18 protein-coding genes and 6 pseudogenes are annotated in these 18,275 nt (G+C 54.4%); 13 read left to right on the top strand and 11 right to left on the bottom strand.

The annotated features are described in order from the left end of the window. Window positions 1-130: 130 nt before the first annotated feature. The 5 genes and pseudogenes from cmoB to K7R23_RS16885 form a co-directional block, all read right to left on the bottom strand. Window positions 131-1,099: a tRNA 5-methoxyuridine(34)/uridine 5-oxyacetic acid(34) synthase CmoB gene (gene cmoB, locus K7R23_RS16865; protein WP_012906148.1), complete on the bottom strand. Its 969-nt coding sequence runs from the start codon at window positions 1,097-1,099 to the stop codon at window positions 131-133. Further along, the gene (gene cmoA, locus K7R23_RS16870; RefSeq protein ID WP_012906147.1) at window positions 1,096-1,839 is read right to left on the bottom strand and encodes a carboxy-S-adenosyl-L-methionine synthase CmoA; all 744 of its coding nucleotides are present in this window, start codon (window positions 1,837-1,839) and stop codon (window positions 1,096-1,098) included. The genes cmoB and cmoA overlap by 4 nt, the downstream gene beginning before the upstream one ends. 40 nt (window positions 1,840-1,879) lie before the next feature. Further along, window positions 1,880-2,275, bottom strand: coding sequence for an MAPEG family protein (locus tag K7R23_RS16875; protein WP_012906146.1), 396 nt, complete (start codon window positions 2,273-2,275; stop codon window positions 1,880-1,882). A 51-nt stretch (window positions 2,276-2,326) separates the two neighbouring features. After that, window positions 2,327-2,575 (bottom strand): annotated as a pseudogene (locus K7R23_RS16880) (DUF72 domain-containing protein); the annotation flags it as partial. Window positions 2,576-2,589: 14 nt separating this feature from the next. Next, window positions 2,590-2,799 (bottom strand): annotated as a pseudogene (locus K7R23_RS16885) (integrase core domain-containing protein); the annotation flags it as partial. Between K7R23_RS16885 and K7R23_RS16890 the strand changes: the two are divergent. Then, window positions 2,791-3,153 (top strand): annotated as a pseudogene (locus K7R23_RS16890) (type III secretion system effector protein); the annotation flags it as partial. The pseudogenes K7R23_RS16885 and K7R23_RS16890 sit on opposite strands and share 9 nt — an antisense overlap. A 19-nt stretch (window positions 3,154-3,172) precedes the next feature. Here K7R23_RS16890 and K7R23_RS25800 read toward each other — a convergent pair. Both K7R23_RS25800 and K7R23_RS16900 read right to left on the bottom strand, forming a co-directional pair. Next, window positions 3,173-3,403 (bottom strand): annotated as a pseudogene (locus K7R23_RS25800) (tryptophan synthase subunit alpha); the annotation flags it as partial. A gap of 177 nt (window positions 3,404-3,580) precedes the next feature. Then, window positions 3,581-4,789, bottom strand: a complete 1,209-nt coding sequence (locus K7R23_RS16900) for a hypothetical protein (protein WP_012906143.1) — start codon at window positions 4,787-4,789, stop codon at window positions 3,581-3,583. Between the two features lie 143 nt (window positions 4,790-4,932). Here K7R23_RS16900 and K7R23_RS16905 point away from each other — a divergent pair. Both K7R23_RS16905 and K7R23_RS16910 read left to right on the top strand, forming a co-directional pair. Continuing rightward, window positions 4,933-6,009: pseudogene (locus tag K7R23_RS16905) on the top strand (reverse transcriptase domain-containing protein); the annotation flags it as partial. Then, window positions 5,895-6,227: a hypothetical protein gene (locus tag K7R23_RS16910; protein ID WP_162467717.1), complete on the top strand. Its 333-nt coding sequence runs from the start codon at window positions 5,895-5,897 to the stop codon at window positions 6,225-6,227. The pseudogene K7R23_RS16905 and the gene K7R23_RS16910, both read left to right, overlap by 115 nt. A gap of 65 nt (window positions 6,228-6,292) precedes the next feature. Here K7R23_RS16910 and K7R23_RS16915 read toward each other — a convergent pair. Together K7R23_RS16915 and K7R23_RS16920 are read right to left on the bottom strand one after the other, a co-directional pair. Then, a pseudogene (locus tag K7R23_RS16915) lies at window positions 6,293-6,391 on the bottom strand (DUF72 domain-containing protein); the annotation flags it as partial. Beyond that, window positions 6,388-6,957 carry a hydrolase gene (locus tag K7R23_RS16920; protein WP_024132711.1) on the bottom strand — a complete coding sequence of 190 codons (570 nt, stop codon included), beginning with the start codon at window positions 6,955-6,957 and terminating at the stop codon, window positions 6,388-6,390. The pseudogene K7R23_RS16915 and the gene K7R23_RS16920, both read right to left, overlap by 4 nt. Before the next feature lie 241 nt (window positions 6,958-7,198). Between K7R23_RS16920 and aspS the strand changes: the two genes are divergently transcribed. The 7 genes from aspS to K7R23_RS16955 all read left to right on the top strand — a co-directional run bounded on the left by aspS (window position 7,199) and on the right by K7R23_RS16955 (window position 13,072). Next, entirely contained in the window at window positions 7,199-8,971 is a 1,773-nt protein-coding gene (gene aspS / locus K7R23_RS16925; RefSeq protein WP_012906141.1) for an aspartate--tRNA ligase, read from the top strand. Between the two features lies 1 nt (window position 8,972). Then, the gene (gene nudB, locus K7R23_RS16930; protein ID WP_012906140.1) at window positions 8,973-9,416 is read left to right on the top strand and encodes a dihydroneopterin triphosphate diphosphatase; all 444 of its coding nucleotides are present in this window, start codon (window positions 8,973-8,975) and stop codon (window positions 9,414-9,416) included. A 27-nt stretch (window positions 9,417-9,443) separates the two neighbouring features. Beyond that, entirely contained in the window at window positions 9,444-10,187 is a 744-nt protein-coding gene (locus K7R23_RS16935; protein WP_012906139.1) for a YebC/PmpR family DNA-binding transcriptional regulator, read from the top strand. Between the two features lie 34 nt (window positions 10,188-10,221). Next, window positions 10,222-10,743: a crossover junction endodeoxyribonuclease RuvC gene (gene ruvC / locus K7R23_RS16940; protein ID WP_024132709.1), complete on the top strand. Its 522-nt coding sequence runs from the start codon at window positions 10,222-10,224 to the stop codon at window positions 10,741-10,743. Window positions 10,744-10,822: 79 nt separating this feature from the next. Next, on the top strand, window positions 10,823-11,434 hold the full coding sequence (ruvA, locus tag K7R23_RS16945; protein WP_012906137.1) for a Holliday junction branch migration protein RuvA: 612 nt from the start codon (window positions 10,823-10,825) through the stop codon (window positions 11,432-11,434). A gap of 8 nt (window positions 11,435-11,442) precedes the next feature. Continuing rightward, complete coding sequence (gene ruvB / locus K7R23_RS16950; protein ID WP_012906136.1) at window positions 11,443-12,453, top strand: Holliday junction branch migration DNA helicase RuvB; 1,011 nt, start codon at window positions 11,443-11,445, stop codon at window positions 12,451-12,453. A 166-nt stretch (window positions 12,454-12,619) separates the two neighbouring features. Further along, a complete protein-coding gene (locus K7R23_RS16955) occupies window positions 12,620-13,072 on the top strand; it encodes a hypothetical protein (protein WP_012906135.1) in 453 nt (150 codons plus the stop codon). 143 nt (window positions 13,073-13,215) lie between these two features. Here the strand turns inward: K7R23_RS16955 and znuB are convergent, their stop codons facing one another. After that, window positions 13,216-14,004, bottom strand: a complete 789-nt coding sequence (znuB, locus tag K7R23_RS16960) for a zinc ABC transporter permease subunit ZnuB (protein WP_012906134.1) — start codon at window positions 14,002-14,004, stop codon at window positions 13,216-13,218. Continuing rightward, complete coding sequence (gene znuC / locus K7R23_RS16965) at window positions 13,997-14,755, bottom strand: zinc ABC transporter ATP-binding protein ZnuC (protein ID WP_012906133.1); 759 nt, start codon at window positions 14,753-14,755, stop codon at window positions 13,997-13,999. The genes znuB and znuC overlap by 8 nt, the downstream gene beginning before the upstream one ends. A 78-nt stretch (window positions 14,756-14,833) precedes the next feature. Between znuC and znuA the strand changes: the two genes are divergently transcribed. The 3 genes from znuA (at window position 14,834) to lpxM (ending at window position 18,207) form a co-directional block, all read left to right on the top strand. Beyond that, window positions 14,834-15,778 carry a zinc ABC transporter substrate-binding protein ZnuA gene (znuA, locus tag K7R23_RS16970; RefSeq protein WP_012906132.1) on the top strand — a complete coding sequence of 315 codons (945 nt, stop codon included), beginning with the start codon at window positions 14,834-14,836 and terminating at the stop codon, window positions 15,776-15,778. 15 nt (window positions 15,779-15,793) lie between these two features. Further along, window positions 15,794-17,116 carry a murein DD-endopeptidase MepM gene (mepM, locus tag K7R23_RS16975; protein WP_012906131.1) on the top strand — a complete coding sequence of 441 codons (1,323 nt, stop codon included), beginning with the start codon at window positions 15,794-15,796 and terminating at the stop codon, window positions 17,114-17,116. 119 nt (window positions 17,117-17,235) lie between these two features. Beyond that, a complete protein-coding gene (gene lpxM / locus K7R23_RS16980; protein ID WP_012906130.1) occupies window positions 17,236-18,207 on the top strand; it encodes a lauroyl-Kdo(2)-lipid IV(A) myristoyltransferase in 972 nt (323 codons plus the stop codon). The last annotated feature ends 68 nt before the right edge of the window (window positions 18,208-18,275 follow it).

An 18,275-nucleotide genomic window follows, 5' to 3' on the forward strand; every position in this document is an offset into this window, starting at 1 on the left:
CAGGCCCCTGCCAATTCAACAGGGGCCTTTTTTTATTCGTTTTGCCTGACGGCGGCTCCGCCTTATCAGGTCTGGAACAGGCACCATCAGCAAACGCAGGCCGGACAGGCGCAGCGCCCCCGGCATATCATCACGGCTTACGTGCAATCAGCACCGCGCGCAATGGTGCGGGGTAGCCTTCAATGGTTTTACTGCTGTCGTTCGGGTCGAGGAAGTCGGCCAGCGATTCGGTCACCATCCACTCAGTGCGACGCTGTTCTTCGCAGGTGGTGACGCAGACGTCAGCGATGCGTACGTCGACAAAACCACACTTCTCTAACCAGTTTTTCAGCGCCAGCGCCGACGGAATAAAATAAACGTTACGCATCTGCGCATAGCGGTCGCCCGGCACCAGTACGGTATGTTCGTCGCCTTCCACCACCAGCGTTTCCAGCACCAGCTCGCCGTCTTTTACTAACTGGTCTTTCAACTGCCAGAGATGCTCCAGCGGCGAGCGGCGGTGGTACAGCACGCCCATCGAAAAAACGGTATCAAACGCGTTGAGCGCGGGCAGTTGTTCAATGCCCAGCGGCAGCAGATGGGCGCGCTGATCGTTTCCCAGAAGTTTACGTACCGCCTCAAACTGACACAAAAACAGCTGCGTCGGGTCAATACCGACCGCCAGACGCGCGCCTGCGCCAATCATCCGCCACATGTGATAGCCGCTACCGCAGCCGACGTCGAGAATGGTGCGTCCGCTCAGATCGGAAAGATGCGGCAGCACGCGATCCCATTTCCAGTCTGAACGCCATTCGGTATCGATATTCACCCCATACAGCGAGAACGGGCCTTTACGCCACGGCATCAGGTTGCGCAACAGGGTATCGATGCGTTTAAGCTGGCCGGGGCTTAACGGCTCTTCGCTTTCCGCCGTGACGCTATGCAGCAGATCCAGCCTGTGTGGCGTCAGCTCGGGCAGAAACTCCACCGCGTTTGACCACTGCTTAAACAGACCGTGCTGATCGCGCTGCCAGGCGGCAATTTGTGCGGGCAGCGTTTCCAGCCAGTGGGAGAGGTGGTTTTTGGCAATCAGCTGATAAAAGTTACCAAAGTCGATCATGCCGCAACCTCAGCCTTCAGCGCCACCAGCGAACCAAAATTAAAGCACTGGAACCACAGTTCGCTGTGTTCAAAACCCGCCTGGCGCAGACGCGCTTTGTGGGTTTCGACCGAATCGGTCAGCATCACGTTTTCCAGCATACTGCGCTTCTGGCTGATCTCCAGTTCGCTGTAGCCGTTGGCGCGCTTGAAGTCGTGGTGCATGTTAAACAGCAGCTCGCCGACCTTCGCATCTTCGAAACTGAATTTTTCCGACAGCACCAGCGCGCCGCCCGGATTCAGCCCCTGATAAATCTTATCCAGCAATGCCTGACGCTCAGCGGGCGCAAGGAATTGCAGGGTAAAATTCAGCACCACCATCGAGGCGTTTTCGATGGCGATATCACGGATATCGCCTTCCACAACCTCAACGGGCGTCGACGCTTTCCAGGCGTCGATATGACGACGGCAGCGTTCAATCATCGCCGGGGAGTTATCGACTGCGATAATTTTGCAATTCTGCTGATGAATATTACGCCGCACGGAGAGCGTCGCCGTGCCCAGCGAACAGCCCAGATCGTAAACCTGGCTTTCAGGCCGGACAAAACGTTCGGCGAGCATGCCAATCATTGAAATGATATTGGAGTAGCCGGGAACAGAGCGCTGGATCATATCCGGGAAGACTTCAGCTACCCGTTCATCAAAGGTCCAGTCGCCCAGGCTGGCGATAGGCGCGGAAAAAAGCGTGTCGCGGTGAGACATAACGTAAAAATCCGGGAAAAAGAAAGTGGCGTATTGTGCGCTAATGCAGGGAGAAAACCAACTCCCACGGCATATACCACAGGTTCGCCAGCACCATCAGCAACAACGCGCACCAGGTGGCGCTCATGCCGGAACGACGCCAGCGAAACAGGCGGTGATGGAAACCGTAATAATGCATCAGCCGACCGGCAAGCAGCAGAATGCCGCAGAGATGTATCATCCAGGTTTCCGCGCCGTTCATTTCCATAAACAGCAGCAGCGCTATCGCAATGGGAATATATTCCACCGCGTTGCCATGAACACGAATTGCGCTCTGAAGCTCGCTGAAACCGCCGTCACCATAGGTAACGCGATACAGCATTCGCAGGCGAACCACATCAAACGAAAACTTGATTAACAGCAACGCACCTAATACGGCATATAGCGCGCTTACCATACAAACTCCCTTTTCAATGGCAGATGGCACTCACTATGATAGGCGGCAATTTCAGAAAAGAGAAGATTGCTGTGGGATGGAGGGGCGGAACCTGTCGCTGGCAGCGCGGCGCGCAATGATTCCCATAGTGTGTCGACCAGCTCCAGCGTCGGGGTATGCAAAAAGAGATACGGCGTGGTGGTCTGCCCCACAGCGGCAATTTCTTCAGCCAGTCGGCAAAAAAGTCTGGTTTTGCACCATATTATCGCTACCGATAAAGCGCACCATCGGATGATTCGCCGTCACCAGCGCATGGACTTGTAAATAGACCCGTTTTAGTTCCATGCACTTTTTAGTTCCCGGCCAAATAATGGTGCTGTCGGTATTCCTCCGGAGTCATATTGCTCAGCGATTCATGCGGACGTTCACAGTTATACTCTGATAACCATTTTCCTTGATTTCACGTACTTCATTCAGCGTTCTAAATAGATAAAAATCGAATATTTCTGTGCGGTATTCCTGTTAAAATGCTCAACGAAAGTATTGAATTAATATCCCGACTCAAATCAGAAACAGTAGTAATACATCTAATCTCCTCGAGATTAGGGGTTATGACACACAGAGATTGGATGCCGAAAACTACCGAGGAACTGGTTCCGATTTTCACTGTAATCTGAATGCAGTTGAATATGCTTGAGGGCAAGGAATTAGCTTAGTGGACTTTCATGCGACCATTTTTTTTCATGAGCTTCTCACGTTTTCCACAATTTAAATGGCGAGCGACTGAAAGTTGAGGGCTCTCAACCAGAATCACAAAAATACTCTCCACTTTTACTCGAAGAAGCAGGACAGTTGGGTTGGGGGCTTTTTCAGAAGAGAAGCTTTCAGAAAATAAATTCCGTTGAGTGGTAACACCGCGCGGTTTTCCGCGCCGGTTACACCAGCACGAGACAACAAATAGGTGTAACCGCGACCATAAGAGGCAATCTGGTGTAGTAAATCGTCATTGACATTTGGCGGGCAGATAAAGATAGGTGCGATATTGTGGCGTAACGCTGCCTGACGAAAGGGGGCGGACTCTTCCACCGGAACGTCGGCAATCAGTACGAAATCAGAACCCGACTTTTTCGCATTGACCGTAAAATTCATTAATACCTTTGTTAAATACCAGATTAGCTACATCAACAGGCCGATGGGGTTGGCAGGATGTTTTTGGAGAATCAGTGCCAAAATTTCATAATCTTGTACCGGAGTCACCCGGCAAACATGCCTGCCTGGAATGCAGAATATATGCTGCCTGGGACAGTCTTCTTCACTAGAACATGTTCAGTCTTTGGTTTCAGCTTCGCGCAGGAGACGCACAGTCTCTTGCGTAACATTATGCATCACCTGCTCATCATTACCACGTGCTCCGGCAAGCGTCAATGCTACCCCAGCATAAATTTCTGGATAACTATGTGTAAATATATCCAGTGTATTTACATGTTTCTCTTCCATCCCTGCATCACAACGAACCTTGTTTATACCGGTTGCCATGGATTGTGGAGGGCTGGAGCCTTCCGCACGGAAATAGTGATGTGACAGGTCCGAGATGGCCTTGCATCCTTCAGACTGGTTCAAACCGGGAGCAGCCCATGTTTTACCAAAATATTCAGCAGCATAACGTGTTGCAAGAGCGGCATCAGAGGAGGAGCCGGAGGTTCCGCTCATGACTGGCAGTCCAGCCTTATCACGCATAATTGTGCCGATATCATGAGAAAGATCCATACCTGTTTGTGTACGGGTGGAGTGTGTTCCGTTACGCTGAGCATCAACGCGATTGTCTTCGCGGAATTTCACTCGTTCCTGAATCTTTAGCCTTCCTGCCAACACTTGACCGGTCTGAGCAAGCTCGAAACCGGAGATTGCTTGCTCTTTTGTGAATGGCCCTGCAGAACCAAACAGCATCATTGAGAAGGCAGAACGGGCACTGTCGGATAATTTTAGTCCACGACTGCCGTAAAATGGCGAACCGGGTTTTGGCTCCTCTGAACCAAGAGCCTCATTGCCTAGCTGTTCACGGTCGTTACCATCCCAGTGTGCTTCCGTTTTCCAAAGGCCACGCTCCAGATGCCCCATCCATGCTGTTTGTTTAAATACAGGAGATTCTGGATTAGTTAGTCCCTCAACGGTCGCACGGAGGAGCTTGTCTTCCGCGTTGCGATGCCTCAAATAGTTCTCTGCCCGTGTTTGCAAATGTTCGAATGATTTGTAATTATTGTTAGAAAGCGTAATTTGCAGGAATGTCCTCACAGTTAACGGCGAGTCAGCACCCGGCAGGTAAGGTTGAGTTCCTATGTGGGCCTGGCTATACAATCCATCCTTCAGAGTATTACAGTTTGTTGTATATCTACCGCTTTGTGTATCTCTTACTACCAGCTTAATTCTATCCGCCATGATGCTTGACGGTTTGTTATTTGCGTATTCATCATTTGCCCCCGCAGTGAAGAATCCAGAAATAGTCCTTTGACTGCTATCGGGCTTTGCTGCAAACATAACCACTATTCCTTTATTATATAAATGTATTTCCCTGTCTAGTTTGCATACATTTTTTGTGGCATACAATAAAACACTTGTATGCAATTTTGTAAGTATATATTAACAAAATGGATTATTATGTTGATGGCGTCAGGTAGAAGGACTACGCCGAAAACCTGAAGGTCAACATAGCAGATCTGCACCTGAGACTTCATCAGGGCAGTTACAGGGCTCAGTCCGGCGGGCGTCACTACATCCCTAAATCGAATGGAAAACAACGCCCGCTCGGCATAGCCTCACTGAAGGATAAAATCGACCAGTATGCGCTGGTTAAGATCCTGAATGCAGTCTACGAAAATGACTTTATGGAGTTCTCATACGGGTTCAGATCCGGACGAAGCCAGCACGATGCGCTGGACGCACTGGCCACAGGGCTGGTATGCACCTATGTAAACTGGGTACTGGATGCCGACATCAGCCGGGACCTCAGAGGAAGGGGAATGGCTGTCATCGGAAGAAGGCACACCGCAGGGTGCAGTAATCTCGCCGCTGCTGGCAAACATCTACCTCTACTACGTCTTCGATCTGTGGGCGCATCAGTGGCGAGGTCGCCATGCCACAGGCAATGTGGTGATGGTCAAATACGCCGATGACATCGTCATCGAGTTCGACAAGCGAATAGATGCCCAACGCTTCCGTATAGCCATGCAGCGCAGGCTGAGGGAGTTCGGACTCACGGTTCACCCGAAGAAAACCCGGCTGATGGAGTTCGGCCGCTTCGCTGCCGAAAACCGCGCCAGCAGGGGAAAAGGTGAACCGGAAACGTTCAACTTCCTCGGGTTCACGCATATCAGTGGGAAAGATCGTAGCGGCAGGTCATGCTGATACGAAAGACATGTCGGGATCGGATGGCGGGGACACTGAAAGCCCTTAAGGACGGACTGCGAAAGCGCTGGCATTACTCAATCCCCGAACAGGGAAAATGGCTCAGGAGGATGGTTCAGGGATACCTGAACTACCACTCAGTCCTGGGCAACTATCCCACCATGCTGAAGTTCAGGAAATACGTAACAGACCTCTGGCGACATGCGCTGAGGCGCAGAAGCCCGCAGGATGATACGACATGGACGAAAGCAAACAGACTGGCAGCCGTATGGCTGCTGAAGGTTCGGGTTCTTCATCTATGGCCTGTGGAGCGGTTCACCGCCAGACCCTCAAGGCAGGATCCCGGTGCGTAAATAGCGCACGCCGGGATCTGTGCGGGGGGTATCCGGTAACGGGTATCCCTACTGCGACATTATTTGGTCTGTATAAAAAACAGTATCAAGAGAGAAAAAAGGAGGCTTTTTGGGGCATGTATGGGACAAAAATGTCTGTTTTGGGCCATTCTGGGGCATGGTTGGGACATTGTGACACATACGAACTTTGCCGAATTATGTATGATGTTATTTTTTAATTTATTGAATATAATAACGAAAGCGAATGTTCTGGGGCGATCTTTAGTGATTTTTCAAATAGCCGTTTCACGCAGTTAAAGTGGCGGGCATACTCTTCCAGTCCGGTGATGCCAAGGCGCACCCATTTCGGGTGCGACCACTGCGGCAGGCCGATATACATCATAATAACGCGCTGACGATCTCATCCACGCTGCGCACGCGGGCGATACGCGGGAAGATATGAGTCATGCTGCCCTGATGCTGTTCGGCGCTGGCCGCGCTGCAAGCATCTTCGGCAATCACCAGGCTGAATCCCAGCTCCCAGGCGTTACGGGCGGTCGATTCCACGCCAATGTTGGTGGAAATGCCGCACAGAACGATGGTGTCGATGCCGCGACGGCGGAGCTGCAGTTCCAGATCTGTGCCGTAGAAGGCGCCCCACTGGCGTTTGGTGACTTCCAGATCGCTTTCCGCTTTCCCCAGCGCCTGCGGATAGTGCCACCAGTTATCCGGCAGCGCCTGGGCGGGTGCCTGGGCGTCGACGGGCTGCTTCAGCGCTTCGGCGTAATCAGCGGACCAGCCGACGCGCACCATGACTACCGGCGAGCCGCTGGCGCGGAATTTCGCCGCCAGACGCGCCGCGCGCGCCACCACGTCGCTGGCGGAATGCGGACCGCCGGCGAAAGGTAAAATACCTTCCTGCAGGTCAATCACCACCAGGGCCGTCGTTTTCGCGTTCAGTTGCAACATAATTTCTCCCGTCAATAATCAAAATTCCGTTACACCTTAATCGCGTTTCACTGTGTCACGGTCGACAATTTTTGTTATTTTTTGTGAGAATACGCAATACCCGCGTACGAAACACGCGTACAGTCTGTAGCGGACTTATCGTGCGGCGGAATTTCCAGTATAATAGCCGCCTTTTTTCATCCAGTTGTGACATACAGTTAAAGCTGCGACAAACCGCCTGCGGCTTATTAAGGGATATCTCATGCGTACAGAATATTGCGGACAGCTTCGTCAGTCCCACGTGGGGCAGCAGGTGACTCTGTGTGGTTGGGTCAACCGTCGTCGTGATCTTGGCAGCCTGATCTTTATCGATATGCGCGATCGCGAAGGTATCGTGCAGGTATTTTTCGATCCGGATCGTGCGGACGCGTTAAAGCTGGCCTCTGAACTGCGTAATGAGTTCTGCATTCAGGTGACGGGCACCGTGCGTGCGCGTGACGAGAAAAACATCAACAGCGAGATGGCGACCGGCGAAATCGAAGTGCTGGCCTCCGATCTGACCATCATCAACCGCGCGGAATCACTGCCGCTTGACTCCAACCATGTCAACACCGAAGAAGCGCGTCTGAAGTATCGCTATCTGGACCTGCGTCGTCCGGAGATGGCGCAGCGCCTGAAAACCCGCGCGAAGATCACAAGCCTGGTGCGTCGCTTTATGGACGATCACGGTTTCCTTGATATCGAAACCCCTATGCTGACCAAAGCGACGCCGGAAGGGGCGCGCGACTATCTGGTGCCGTCGCGCGTGCATAAAGGCAAGTTCTACGCGCTGCCGCAGTCGCCGCAGCTGTTCAAACAGCTGCTGATGATGTCCGGTTTCGACCGCTATTATCAGATTGTGAAATGCTTCCGTGACGAAGACCTGCGCGCTGACCGCCAGCCGGAATTTACCCAGATCGATGTGGAAACCTCCTTCATGACCGCCGAACAGGTGCGTGAAGTGATGGAAGCGCTGGTGCGCAACCTGTGGCTGGAAGTGAAGGGCGTGGATCTGGGCGATTTCCCGATCATGACCTTCGCCGAAGCGGAGCGTCGCTACGGTTCCGACAAACCGGATCTGCGCAACCCGATGGAGCTGGTGGACGTTGCCGACCTGCTGAAATCGGTCGAATTCGCGGTATTCTCCGGCCCGGCGAACGATCCGAAAGGTCGTGTGGCGGCGCTGCGCGTGCCTGGCGGCGCCTCTTTAAGCCGCAAGCAGATCGACGACTACGGCAACTTCATCAAGATTTATGGCGCGAAAGGTCTGGCTTACATCAAAGTCACCGAGCGGGCGAAAGGCATCGAAGGCATCACCAGCCCGGTGGCCAAATTCCTGAACGCTGAGATTGTCGAGGCGATTCTGCAACGTACCGGCGCCCAGGACGGCGATATGATTTTCTTCGGCGCGGACAACAAGAAAGTGGTTGCCGATGCGCTGGGCGCGCTGCGTCTGAAGCTGGGTAAAGACCTTAACCTGACTGACGAATCCAAATGGGCGCCGCTGTGGGTTATCGACTTCCCGATGTTTGAAGACGACGGCGAAGGCGGCCTGACCGCGATGCACCACCCGTTCACTTCGCCGAAAGAGATGACCGCCGCAGAGCTGAAGGCGGCGCCGGAAGAGGCGGTGGCGAACGCGTACGATATGGTGATTAACGGCTACGAAGTGGGCGGCGGTTCCGTGCGTATCCACAACGGCGATATGCAGCAGACCGTGTTCGGCATTCTGGGCATTAACGAGCAGGAGCAGCGCGAGAAGTTCGGCTTCCTGCTGGATGCGCTGAAATACGGTACGCCGCCGCATGCGGGTCTGGCGTTCGGTCTGGATCGTTTGACCATGCTGCTGACCGGCACCGATAATATCCGTGACGTTATCGCCTTCCCGAAAACCACCGCGGCGGCGTGTCTGATGACCGAAGCGCCGAGCTTCGCTAACCCGGCAGCGCTGGCTGAACTGGGTATCGAGGTGGTGAAAAAGGCAGAGAAAAACTGATATGGCATACAAACAGCCTGTCTCGGTGTTGGTCGTCATTTATGCAAAAGACACCGGGAAAGTGCTGATGTTGCAGCGACGCGATGACCCCGACTTCTGGCAGTCGGTCACCGGCAGTCTGGAAGCGGGGGAAACCGCGTCGCAAGCCGCCATGCGTGAAGTAAAGGAAGAGGTCGCCATTGACGTTGCCGCTGAGCAACTGACCTTAATCGACTGTCAGCGCACGGTGGAGTTTGAGATTTTTTCACATTTACGTCATCGCTATGCGCCGGGGGTGGCGCGCAATACAGAATCCTGGTTCTGCCTTGCGTTGCCGCACGAACGGCAGATTGTGTTCACTGAACACCTTGCCTACCAGTGGCTTGATGCGCCCGCGGCGGCGGCGCTTACCAAGTCGTGGAGCAACCGGCAGGCGATTGAAGAATTTGTAATTAATATCGCCTGAGAAGGCGTGTTTTTTGAGGAAATATTTATGGCAGGTCATAGTAAATGGGCCAATACCAGACATCGTAAAGCGGCGCAGGACGCTAAGCGCGGTAAAATCTTCACCAAAATCATTCGTGAACTGGTGACGGCGGCCAAACTGGGCGGCGGCGATCCGGACGCAAACCCGCGTCTGCGTGCGGCTATTGATAAAGCCCTGGCCAACAACATGACCCGTGACACCCTGAACCGCGCCATCGCTCGCGGCGTGGGCGGCGATGATGACGCCAACATGGAAACCATCATCTATGAAGGTTACGGTCCTGGCGGCACGGCTATCATGGTGGAATGTCTGTCTGACAACCGTAACCGTACCGTAGCGGAAGTGCGCCATGCGTTCAGCAAATGCGGCGGCAACCTGGGCACCGACGGCTCCGTGGCCTACCTGTTCAGCAAGAAAGGCGTGATCTCTTTCGAGCAGGGCGATGAAGACACCATCATGGAAGCGGCGCTGGAAGCCGGTGCGGAAGACGTTGTGACCTATGATGACGGCGCAATCGACGTCTATACCGCCTGGGAAGATATGGGCAAAGTGCGCGACGCGCTGGAAGCGGCGGGTCTGAAAGCCGACAGCGCAGAAGTATCAATGATTCCGTCAACCAAAGCGGACATGGATGCGGAAACCGCGCCGAAGCTGCTGCGCCTGATTGATATGCTGGAAGACTGTGACGACGTGCAGGAAGTTTACCATAACGGTGAAATCTCTGATGAGGTCGCTGCTACCTTAGAATGATGCGGCTTAATCCCGTTACAACCGGAGGCGCGTGATGTCCATCATTCTGGGTATAGACCCCGGCTCCCGCGTTACCGGTTATGGCGTGATTCGCCAGGTTGGCCGCCAGCTGACCTATCTCGGCAGCGGTTGCATTCGCACCAAAGTGGACGATCTCCCGTCGCGCCTGAAGCTGATTTATGCCGGCGTGACGGAAATCATCACCCAGTTCCAGCCGGACTACTTTGCCATTGAGCAGGTGTTTATGGCGAAAAATGCGGATTCTGCGCTTAAGCTGGGGCAGGCGCGCGGCGTGGCGATTGTCGCGGCGGTCAACCAGTCGCTACCGGTATTTGAGTACGCGGCGCGTCAGGTGAAGCAGACCGTGGTGGGCATCGGCAGCGCGGAAAAAAGCCAGGTGCAACATATGGTGCGCACCTTGCTGAAACTTCCGGCTAACCCGCAGGCGGATGCGGCGGATGCGCTGGCGATCGCCATCACGCACTGCCACGTCAGCCAGAATGCGATGCAAATGAGCGAGTCGCGCCTCAATCTTGCGCGAGGCCGTTTGCGATAATGACAAATGAGGCTGGATATCTATCCAGCCTTTTTTTATGATACAGCTTTAGTTTGTAGCCCCAACGCAGGAGCGTAACGTGATAGGCAGACTCAGAGGCATTATTCTGGAAAAACAACCCCCGCTGGTGTTACTTGAGGCGGGCGGCGTCGGCTATGAAGTACATATGCCGATGACCTGTTTTTATGAGCTTCCGGAGTCCGGTAAAGAAGCGATTGTCTTCACCCATTTCGTGGTGCGTGAAGATGCGCAGCTGCTGTACGGCTTTAATAATAAGCAGGAGCGCACGCTGTTCAAAGAGTTAATCAAAACCAACGGCGTGGGCCCTAAGCTGGCGCTGGCGATCCTTTCCGGGATGTCGGCGCAGCAGTTTGTTAACGCCGTGGAGCGCGAAGATCCCGCCGCGCTGGTCAAACTGCCGGGCATCGGTAAAAAAACCGCCGAACGCCTGATTGTCGAAATGAAGGACCGCTTCAAGGGGCTGCACGGCGATCTGTTCACTCCGGCGGCCGATCTGGTGCTGACTTCGCCCGCCAGCCCGGCGGTGGAAGATGGCGAGCAGGAAGCGGTTGCGGCGCTGGTGGCGCTGGGCTATAAACCTCAGGAAGCCAGCCGGATGGTGAGCAAAGTCGCCCGTCCGGACGCCAGCAGTGAAACACTGATCCGCGAAGCTCTGCGCGCCGCGTTATGAGGTAAAGGATGATAGAAGCAGATCGCCTGATTTCGGCAGGCGCCACCATCGCGGAAGAGGTCGCCGATCGCGCCATTCGCCCGAAGCTACTCGATGAGTATATTGGTCAGCCGCAGGTACGTTCCCAGATGGAGATTTTCATCCAGGCGGCAAAGCTGCGCGGCGACGCCCTCGATCACCTGCTGATTTTTGGGCCGCCGGGGCTTGGCAAAACGACGCTCGCTAATATTGTCGCCAACGAGATGGGCGTTAACCTGCGCACCACTTCCGGCCCGGTGCTGGAGAAGGCGGGGGATCTGGCGGCGATGCTCACCAACCTTGAGCCGCATGACGTGCTGTTTATTGACGAGATCCATCGCCTGTCACCGGTCGTCGAAGAGGTGCTCTATCCGGCGATGGAGGATTATCAGCTGGATATTATGATTGGCGAAGGTCCTGCGGCGCGCTCGATTAAAATCGATCTGCCGCCGTTTACGCTGATTGGCGCGACCACCCGCGCGGGCTCATTAACCTCGCCGCTGCGCGATCGTTTTGGCATTGTGCAGCGCCTTGAGTTTTATCAGGTGCCGGACCTTCAGCATATCGTCGGCCGCAGCGCCCGCTTTATGGGGCTGGAGATGAGCGAAGACGGGGCGCTGGAGGTAGCGCGACGCGCGCGCGGTACGCCGCGTATCGCCAACCGCCTGCTCAGACGCGTGCGCGATTTTGCCGAAGTGAAGCATGACGGCACCATTTCAGCGGAGATCGCCGCGCAGGCGCTGGATATGCTGAACGTCGACGCCGAAGGCTTTGATTATATGGACCGCAAGCTGCTGCTGGCGGTCATTGATAAATTCTTTGGCGGCCCGGTTGGGCTGGATAACCTGGCGGCGGCGATTGGCGAAGAGCGCGAAACCATTGAGGATGTGCTGGAACCGTATCTGATTCAGCAAGGTTTTCTACAACGTACCCCGCGCGGACGTATGGCGACAGTCCGTGCGTGGAATCATTTCGGCATCACGCCGCCGGATATGCCGTAATGATGAGCAGGCGGGATAAATAAATTCCGCCTGCGACGCTGAACGATTATTTACCTCATCAGATTTATCATCCATATCATTTTAGATAACTCGCTCATTTGTGATGAATTTATAGCGATATACCCATGCTATAAATCGATTACACCAATATATGAGGAGTAACAAAATGAAATCAATGACAGTTCTGTCTATTGCCGCTCTGACTATAGCCGCTATGTCTGGCGTAGCGAATGCCGCTATTTCCGGGTCCCAGACATGGAAAATGGTAAATGAACGACTGCAAAATACCAGCAACGGACAAACATTATGTATGACTGGCGTTGCTTTCCAGCAGGCGACGATGGAAGTATGTGGTTCTGATCCAGCTATGCAGAATATTCGTGAGGTCACTTTCTCTATGAATGGGGCGCTGCGACTGGATGCGTATCCGGATTATGGTTACGCGCCATTAGACGGTAAAATTTTTATACGCGAATATAATCCAGTTGAGAGTAATTGGGACTATATTAACGGGCAGCTGAAAAAATATGATTCCGATGGCGTTCTCAAGTGTCTTGATATTGAAGGCGGTAAAAACGTCCAGGGCGCCAAATTGTATTTAGCCGCTTGTACCAGGTAATAAAATAAGCACCGGTGATGTCATCGGTGCTTATTTACGTGCGCACCCGGCATGGACGCACTCCTGCGAGTGTAAGTCCCTCCATGAGTTGACACAGCATATAAAGCGAAGCGCAACCCCCAGGGGTGGTGGTAATCGCTCATTCAGGCATTCGGTTGTTTTTTCAACATACTGAAAATAAACAGCAGCGCAGCGCAAAGCACGACGGATGGACCTGCCGGTGTGTCATAGAACGCCGAGAAGGTTAGCCCGCCGGTAACGGCTATCATCCCAATCCCGACCGCAATTCCCGCCATCTGCTCCGGTGTCCGTGCGAAACGACGTGCCGTTGCGGCAGGAATGATCAGTAATGATGTAATAATCAGCGCCCCCACAAATTTCATCGCCACGCCTATCGTTAGCGCCGTCACCAGCATCAGCATCAGCTTAACGCGCTGTAGCTTCACGCCGTCGACAAACGCCAGGTCCGGGCTTATGGTCATCGACAGCAGGTTACGCCATTGCCAGAAGATAATCGCCAGCACCACCATCACGCCGAGGGCGATGGCAATCAGATCCTGTGGCGTCACCGCAAGCAGGTCGCCGAACAGGTAGGCCATCAGATCGACGCGGATGTTCGACATCAGGCTCACCACCACCAGACCCAGCGACAGCACGCTGTGCGCCATAATGCCTAGCAGGGTGTCGATGGCGAGGTGAGGGCGTTTTTCCAGCCACACCAGACCCGCCGCTAGCATCAGCGTGACCGCAATGACCGCGTAAAAAGGATTAACGTCCAGCAGAAGCCCGAAGGCAACGCCAAGCAGCGACGCGTGGGCCAGGGTATCGCCGAAATAAGACATCCGGCGCCAGACAACAAAGGAACCTAACGGGCCAGCCGCGCAGGCCAGCATGATCCCGGCCAGCCAGCCAGGCAGTAATAATTCAATCATGAGTGACATTTCCCCGGCGCAATACAATCCGCCCCTGTAAGTCGTGGCGATGGTTATGATGATGGCGATAAATCCCCAACTGCTGCGCCCCACGGGGGCCGAACATAGAGATGAACTCCGGATGCATGGAAACGATTTCAGGGGTGCCAGAACAGCAGATATGGTGATTGAGACACAGCACCTCATCGGTTTTCGCCATCACCAGATGCAGATCGTGAGACACCATCAGCACGGCGCAATCCAGCTCGCGACGCAGCTGGTCAATCAGATCGTATAACGCTACCTGACCGTTGACGTCCACCCCCTGCGTCGGTTCATCAAGCACCAGAAGCTGCGGCTGGTTGAGCAGCGCCCGCGCCAGCAGCACGCGCTGAGTTTCGCCGCCGGAGAGTTTTTGCATCGGCGCGTCAATAAGGTGGCCTGCATGGACGCGCTTGAGGGCAGGGAGGATATCCGCTTTACGGGTCGCGGGACGCAGGCGTAAAAAACGGCTTACCGTCAGCGGCAGGGTGGTGTCGAGATACAATTTTTGCGGAACGTAGCCAATACGCAGCTTGCCGCTGCGCTTGATCACCCCTTCATCTGGCGCTATCAGGCCCAGTACCACCCGAACTAGGGTCGATTTTCCGGCGCCGTTAGGCCCCAGGAGCGTTAAAATTTTGCCGGGTCTGAGTTCGAGCGACACGTCAGAGAGGACGCGGCGCTGGCTGAAGGAGACCGAGACGTTTTCCAGTGAAACTAAACTCGTCATGTCAATTTTAGTCTTGCAGATGTCGTGGAATGTTATAATATCACATTTCTCACATGGGTCACGATGATTGGTCGCATTATGTTACATAAAAATACGCTTCTTTTCGCTGCATTATCCGCCGCCCTTTGGGGGGGCGCAACCCAGGCCGCTAACGCTGCCGTGGTGGCATCGCTCAAACCCGTTGGCTTTATCGCTTCAGCCATCGCCGACGGGGTGACAGAGACGCAGGTTCTCCTGCCGGACGGGGCCTCCGAGCATGATTATTCTCTGCGTCCATCTGATGTAAAACGCTTACAGGGCGCGGACTTAGTCGTCTGGATCGGGCCGGAAATGGAAGCGTTTATGGAAAAGCCCGCGAGCAAGATTGCGGATGCCAGGCTGGTCACCATTGCGGAACTGGATGCGGTGAAACCGTTGCTCATAAAAGGCGCTGACGATGATGAGGATGAACACGATCACGACCATGCTCACGCGGAAAAAGGTGACGCACATCACCATCACGGTGATTACAACATGCATCTTTGGCTTTCTCCAGAGATAGCGCGGCTTACAGCGGTTGCAATCCATCAAAAATTAGTGGAACTTATGCCGCAAAGTCGAGCCAAACTTGACGCCAACCTGAAGGATTTTGAGGCACACTTAGCCGCAACCGATAAACAGGTCGGTAACGAGCTCGCACCGCTCAAAGGGAAAGGTTATTTCGTTTTTCATGACGCCTACGGCTATTATGAAAAACACTACGGACTCACGTCGTTGGGTCACTTTACCGTAAACCCTGAGATACAACCTGGTGCGCAGCGTTTACATGAAATAAGAACACAGTTGGTTGAGCAAAAAGCCACTTGCGTTTTTGCTGAGCCACAGTTCAGGCCAGCGGTCGTTGAAGCCGTTGCGAGAGGGACATCCGTTCGAATGGGAACGTTGGATCCCCTCGGGACCAATATCAAACTGGGTAAAACGAGCTATTCCGCGTTCTTGAACCAATTAGCGAACCAGTATGCGAGCTGCCTGAAAGGAGATTAATGAGGAAGTGATTACGTGCAACAGATAGCCCGCTCTGTCGCCCTGGCATTTAATAATCTGCCAAGACCCCATCGCGTTATGCTGGGGTCGCTTACCGTTCTTACCCTGGCCGTCGCAGTATGGCGGCCTTATGTTTACCACCCTGATTCCGCCCCCATCGTTAAAACCATCGAACTGGAAAAAAGCGAAATTCGTTCTCTGCTCCCCGAGGCCAGCGAGCCTATCGACCAGGCGGCGCAGGAGGATGAAGCCATTCCTCAGGACGAACTGGACGATAAAATCGCGGGTGAAGCAGGCGTCCATGAATACGTTGTCTCTACCGGCGATACGCTGAGCAGTATTCTTAATCAGTACGGCATTGATATGAGCGATATCGCCCAGCTCGCCGCTTCGGATAAAGAACTGCGTAACCTGAAGATTGGTCAACAGCTCTCCTGGACGCTGACTGCGGACGGCGATTTACAGCGTCTGACCTGGGAAATGTCGCGTCGGGAGACGCGGACCTATGACCGCACGGCGGCAAACGCTTTTAAAATGACCGCTGAAACGCAGCAGGGTGACTGGGTTAACAGCCTGCTGAAAGGCACGGTCGGCGGCAGCTTTGTCGCCAGCGCTAAAAATGCCGGGCTGACCAGCGCTGAAATCAGCGCGGTAATCAAAGCGATGCAGTGGCAGATGGACTTCCGTAAGCTGAAAAAAGGTGATGAGTTCGCGGTGCTGATGTCGCGTGAGATGCTGGACGGTAAGCGCGAGCAGAGCCAGCTGCTTGGCGTGCGCCTGCGCTCCGGAGGCAAGGACTATTATGCGATCCGCGCCGAAGACGGTAAATTTTACGATCGTAACGGAACCGGGCTGGCGAAAGGCTTCCTGCGTTTCCCGACCGCCAAACAGTTCCGCGTCTCCTCTAACTTCAATCCGCGTCGTACTAACCCGGTAACGGGCCGCGTTGCGCCTCACCGTGGCGTTGACTTCGCCATGCCGCAGGGAACGCCGGTACTTTCCGTTGGCGATGGCGAAGTGGTGGTCGCGAAGCGCAGCGGCGCGGCAGGCTACTATGTGGCGGTGCGTCATGGTCGTACCTATACCACCCGTTATATGCACCTGCGCAAGCTGCTGGTGAAACCGGGGCAGAAGGTTAAACGCGGCGACCGTATTGCGCTCTCCGGTAATACCGGACGTTCCACAGGTCCGCATCTGCATTATGAAGTATGGATTAACCAGCAGGCGGTTAACCCGCTGACGGCGAAACTGCCGCGCACCGAAGGTCTGACCGGTAAGGATCGGGCGGATTATCTGGCGCAGGTTAAGCAGGTTGTGCCGCAGCTGCGATTTGATTAATAAACCGTCCGGAAAAGCCGGTACGCAGTGGCGTGCCGGCTTTTTTGTTTTGTACGCGGCTGGGTGCGCCGCTACACTATCAACAGATTTACTTTCGCGTCATCAGGCCCTGGAAGAGCATGGAAACCAAAAAGAATAATATTGAGTACATCCCTGAGTTTGAAAAATCCTTTCGTCATCCCCGCCACTGGGGCGCCTGGCTGGGCGTCGCGGCGATGGCCGGTATCGCTTTAACGCCAGCCTCTTTTCGCGATCCGCTGCTGGCAAAACTGGGCCGCTTTGCCGGGCGCATGGGGAAAAGCTCGCGCCGTCGCGCGCTGATAAATTTATCGTTGTGCTTCCCTGAACGCAGCGAAGCCGAACGTGAAGCCATCGTTGATGAAATGTTCGCTACCGCGCCGCAGGCGATGGCGATGATGGCGGAACTGGCGATGCGCGGACCCGAAAAGATTCAGTCACGCGTCGACTGGCAGGGGCTGGAGATCGTCGAAGAGATGCGGCGTAATGACGAAAAAGTGATTTTTCTGGTGCCGCACGGCTGGGGCGTGGATATTCCGGCGATGCTGATGGCCTCACAGGGGCAGAAAATGGCGGCAATGTTCCATAACCAGGGGAACCCGGTGTTTGATTATGTCTGGAATACCGTGCGCCGCCGGTTTGGCGGACGACTGCACGCGCGTAACGACGGCATCAAGCCATTTATCCAGTCGGTACGCCAGGGATACTGGGGCTACTATCTGCCCGATCAGGATCACGGCCCGGAGCACAGTGAGTTCGTCGATTTCTTCGCCACCTATAAAGCGACGCTGCCGGCGATAGGCCGCCTGATGAAAGTCTGCCGCGCCCGCGTCATCCCGCTGTTCCCGGTCTATAACGGCAAAACCCACCGCCTAACCATTCTGGTTCGCCCGCCAATGGACGATCTGCTGACCGCCGATGACAATACCATCGCCCGGCGGATGAACGAAGAAGTGGAGATTTTTGTCGGCCCGCAACCGGAACAATACACCTGGATCCTGAAGCTGCTGAAAACGCGCAAGCCGGGTGAAATTCAGCCGTATAAGCGCAAGGATCTCTATCCCATCAAATAAAAAAAAGCCTCTCGCAAGAGTAATGCCGATCAGTTAAGGATCGGTTGACCGATCCTTAATCTGCGGCA

The organism is Citrobacter rodentium NBRC 105723 = DSM 16636, from assembly GCF_021278985.1.
In the GTDB taxonomy this organism is placed as follows: domain Bacteria; phylum Pseudomonadota; class Gammaproteobacteria; order Enterobacterales; family Enterobacteriaceae; genus Citrobacter_A; species Citrobacter_A rodentium.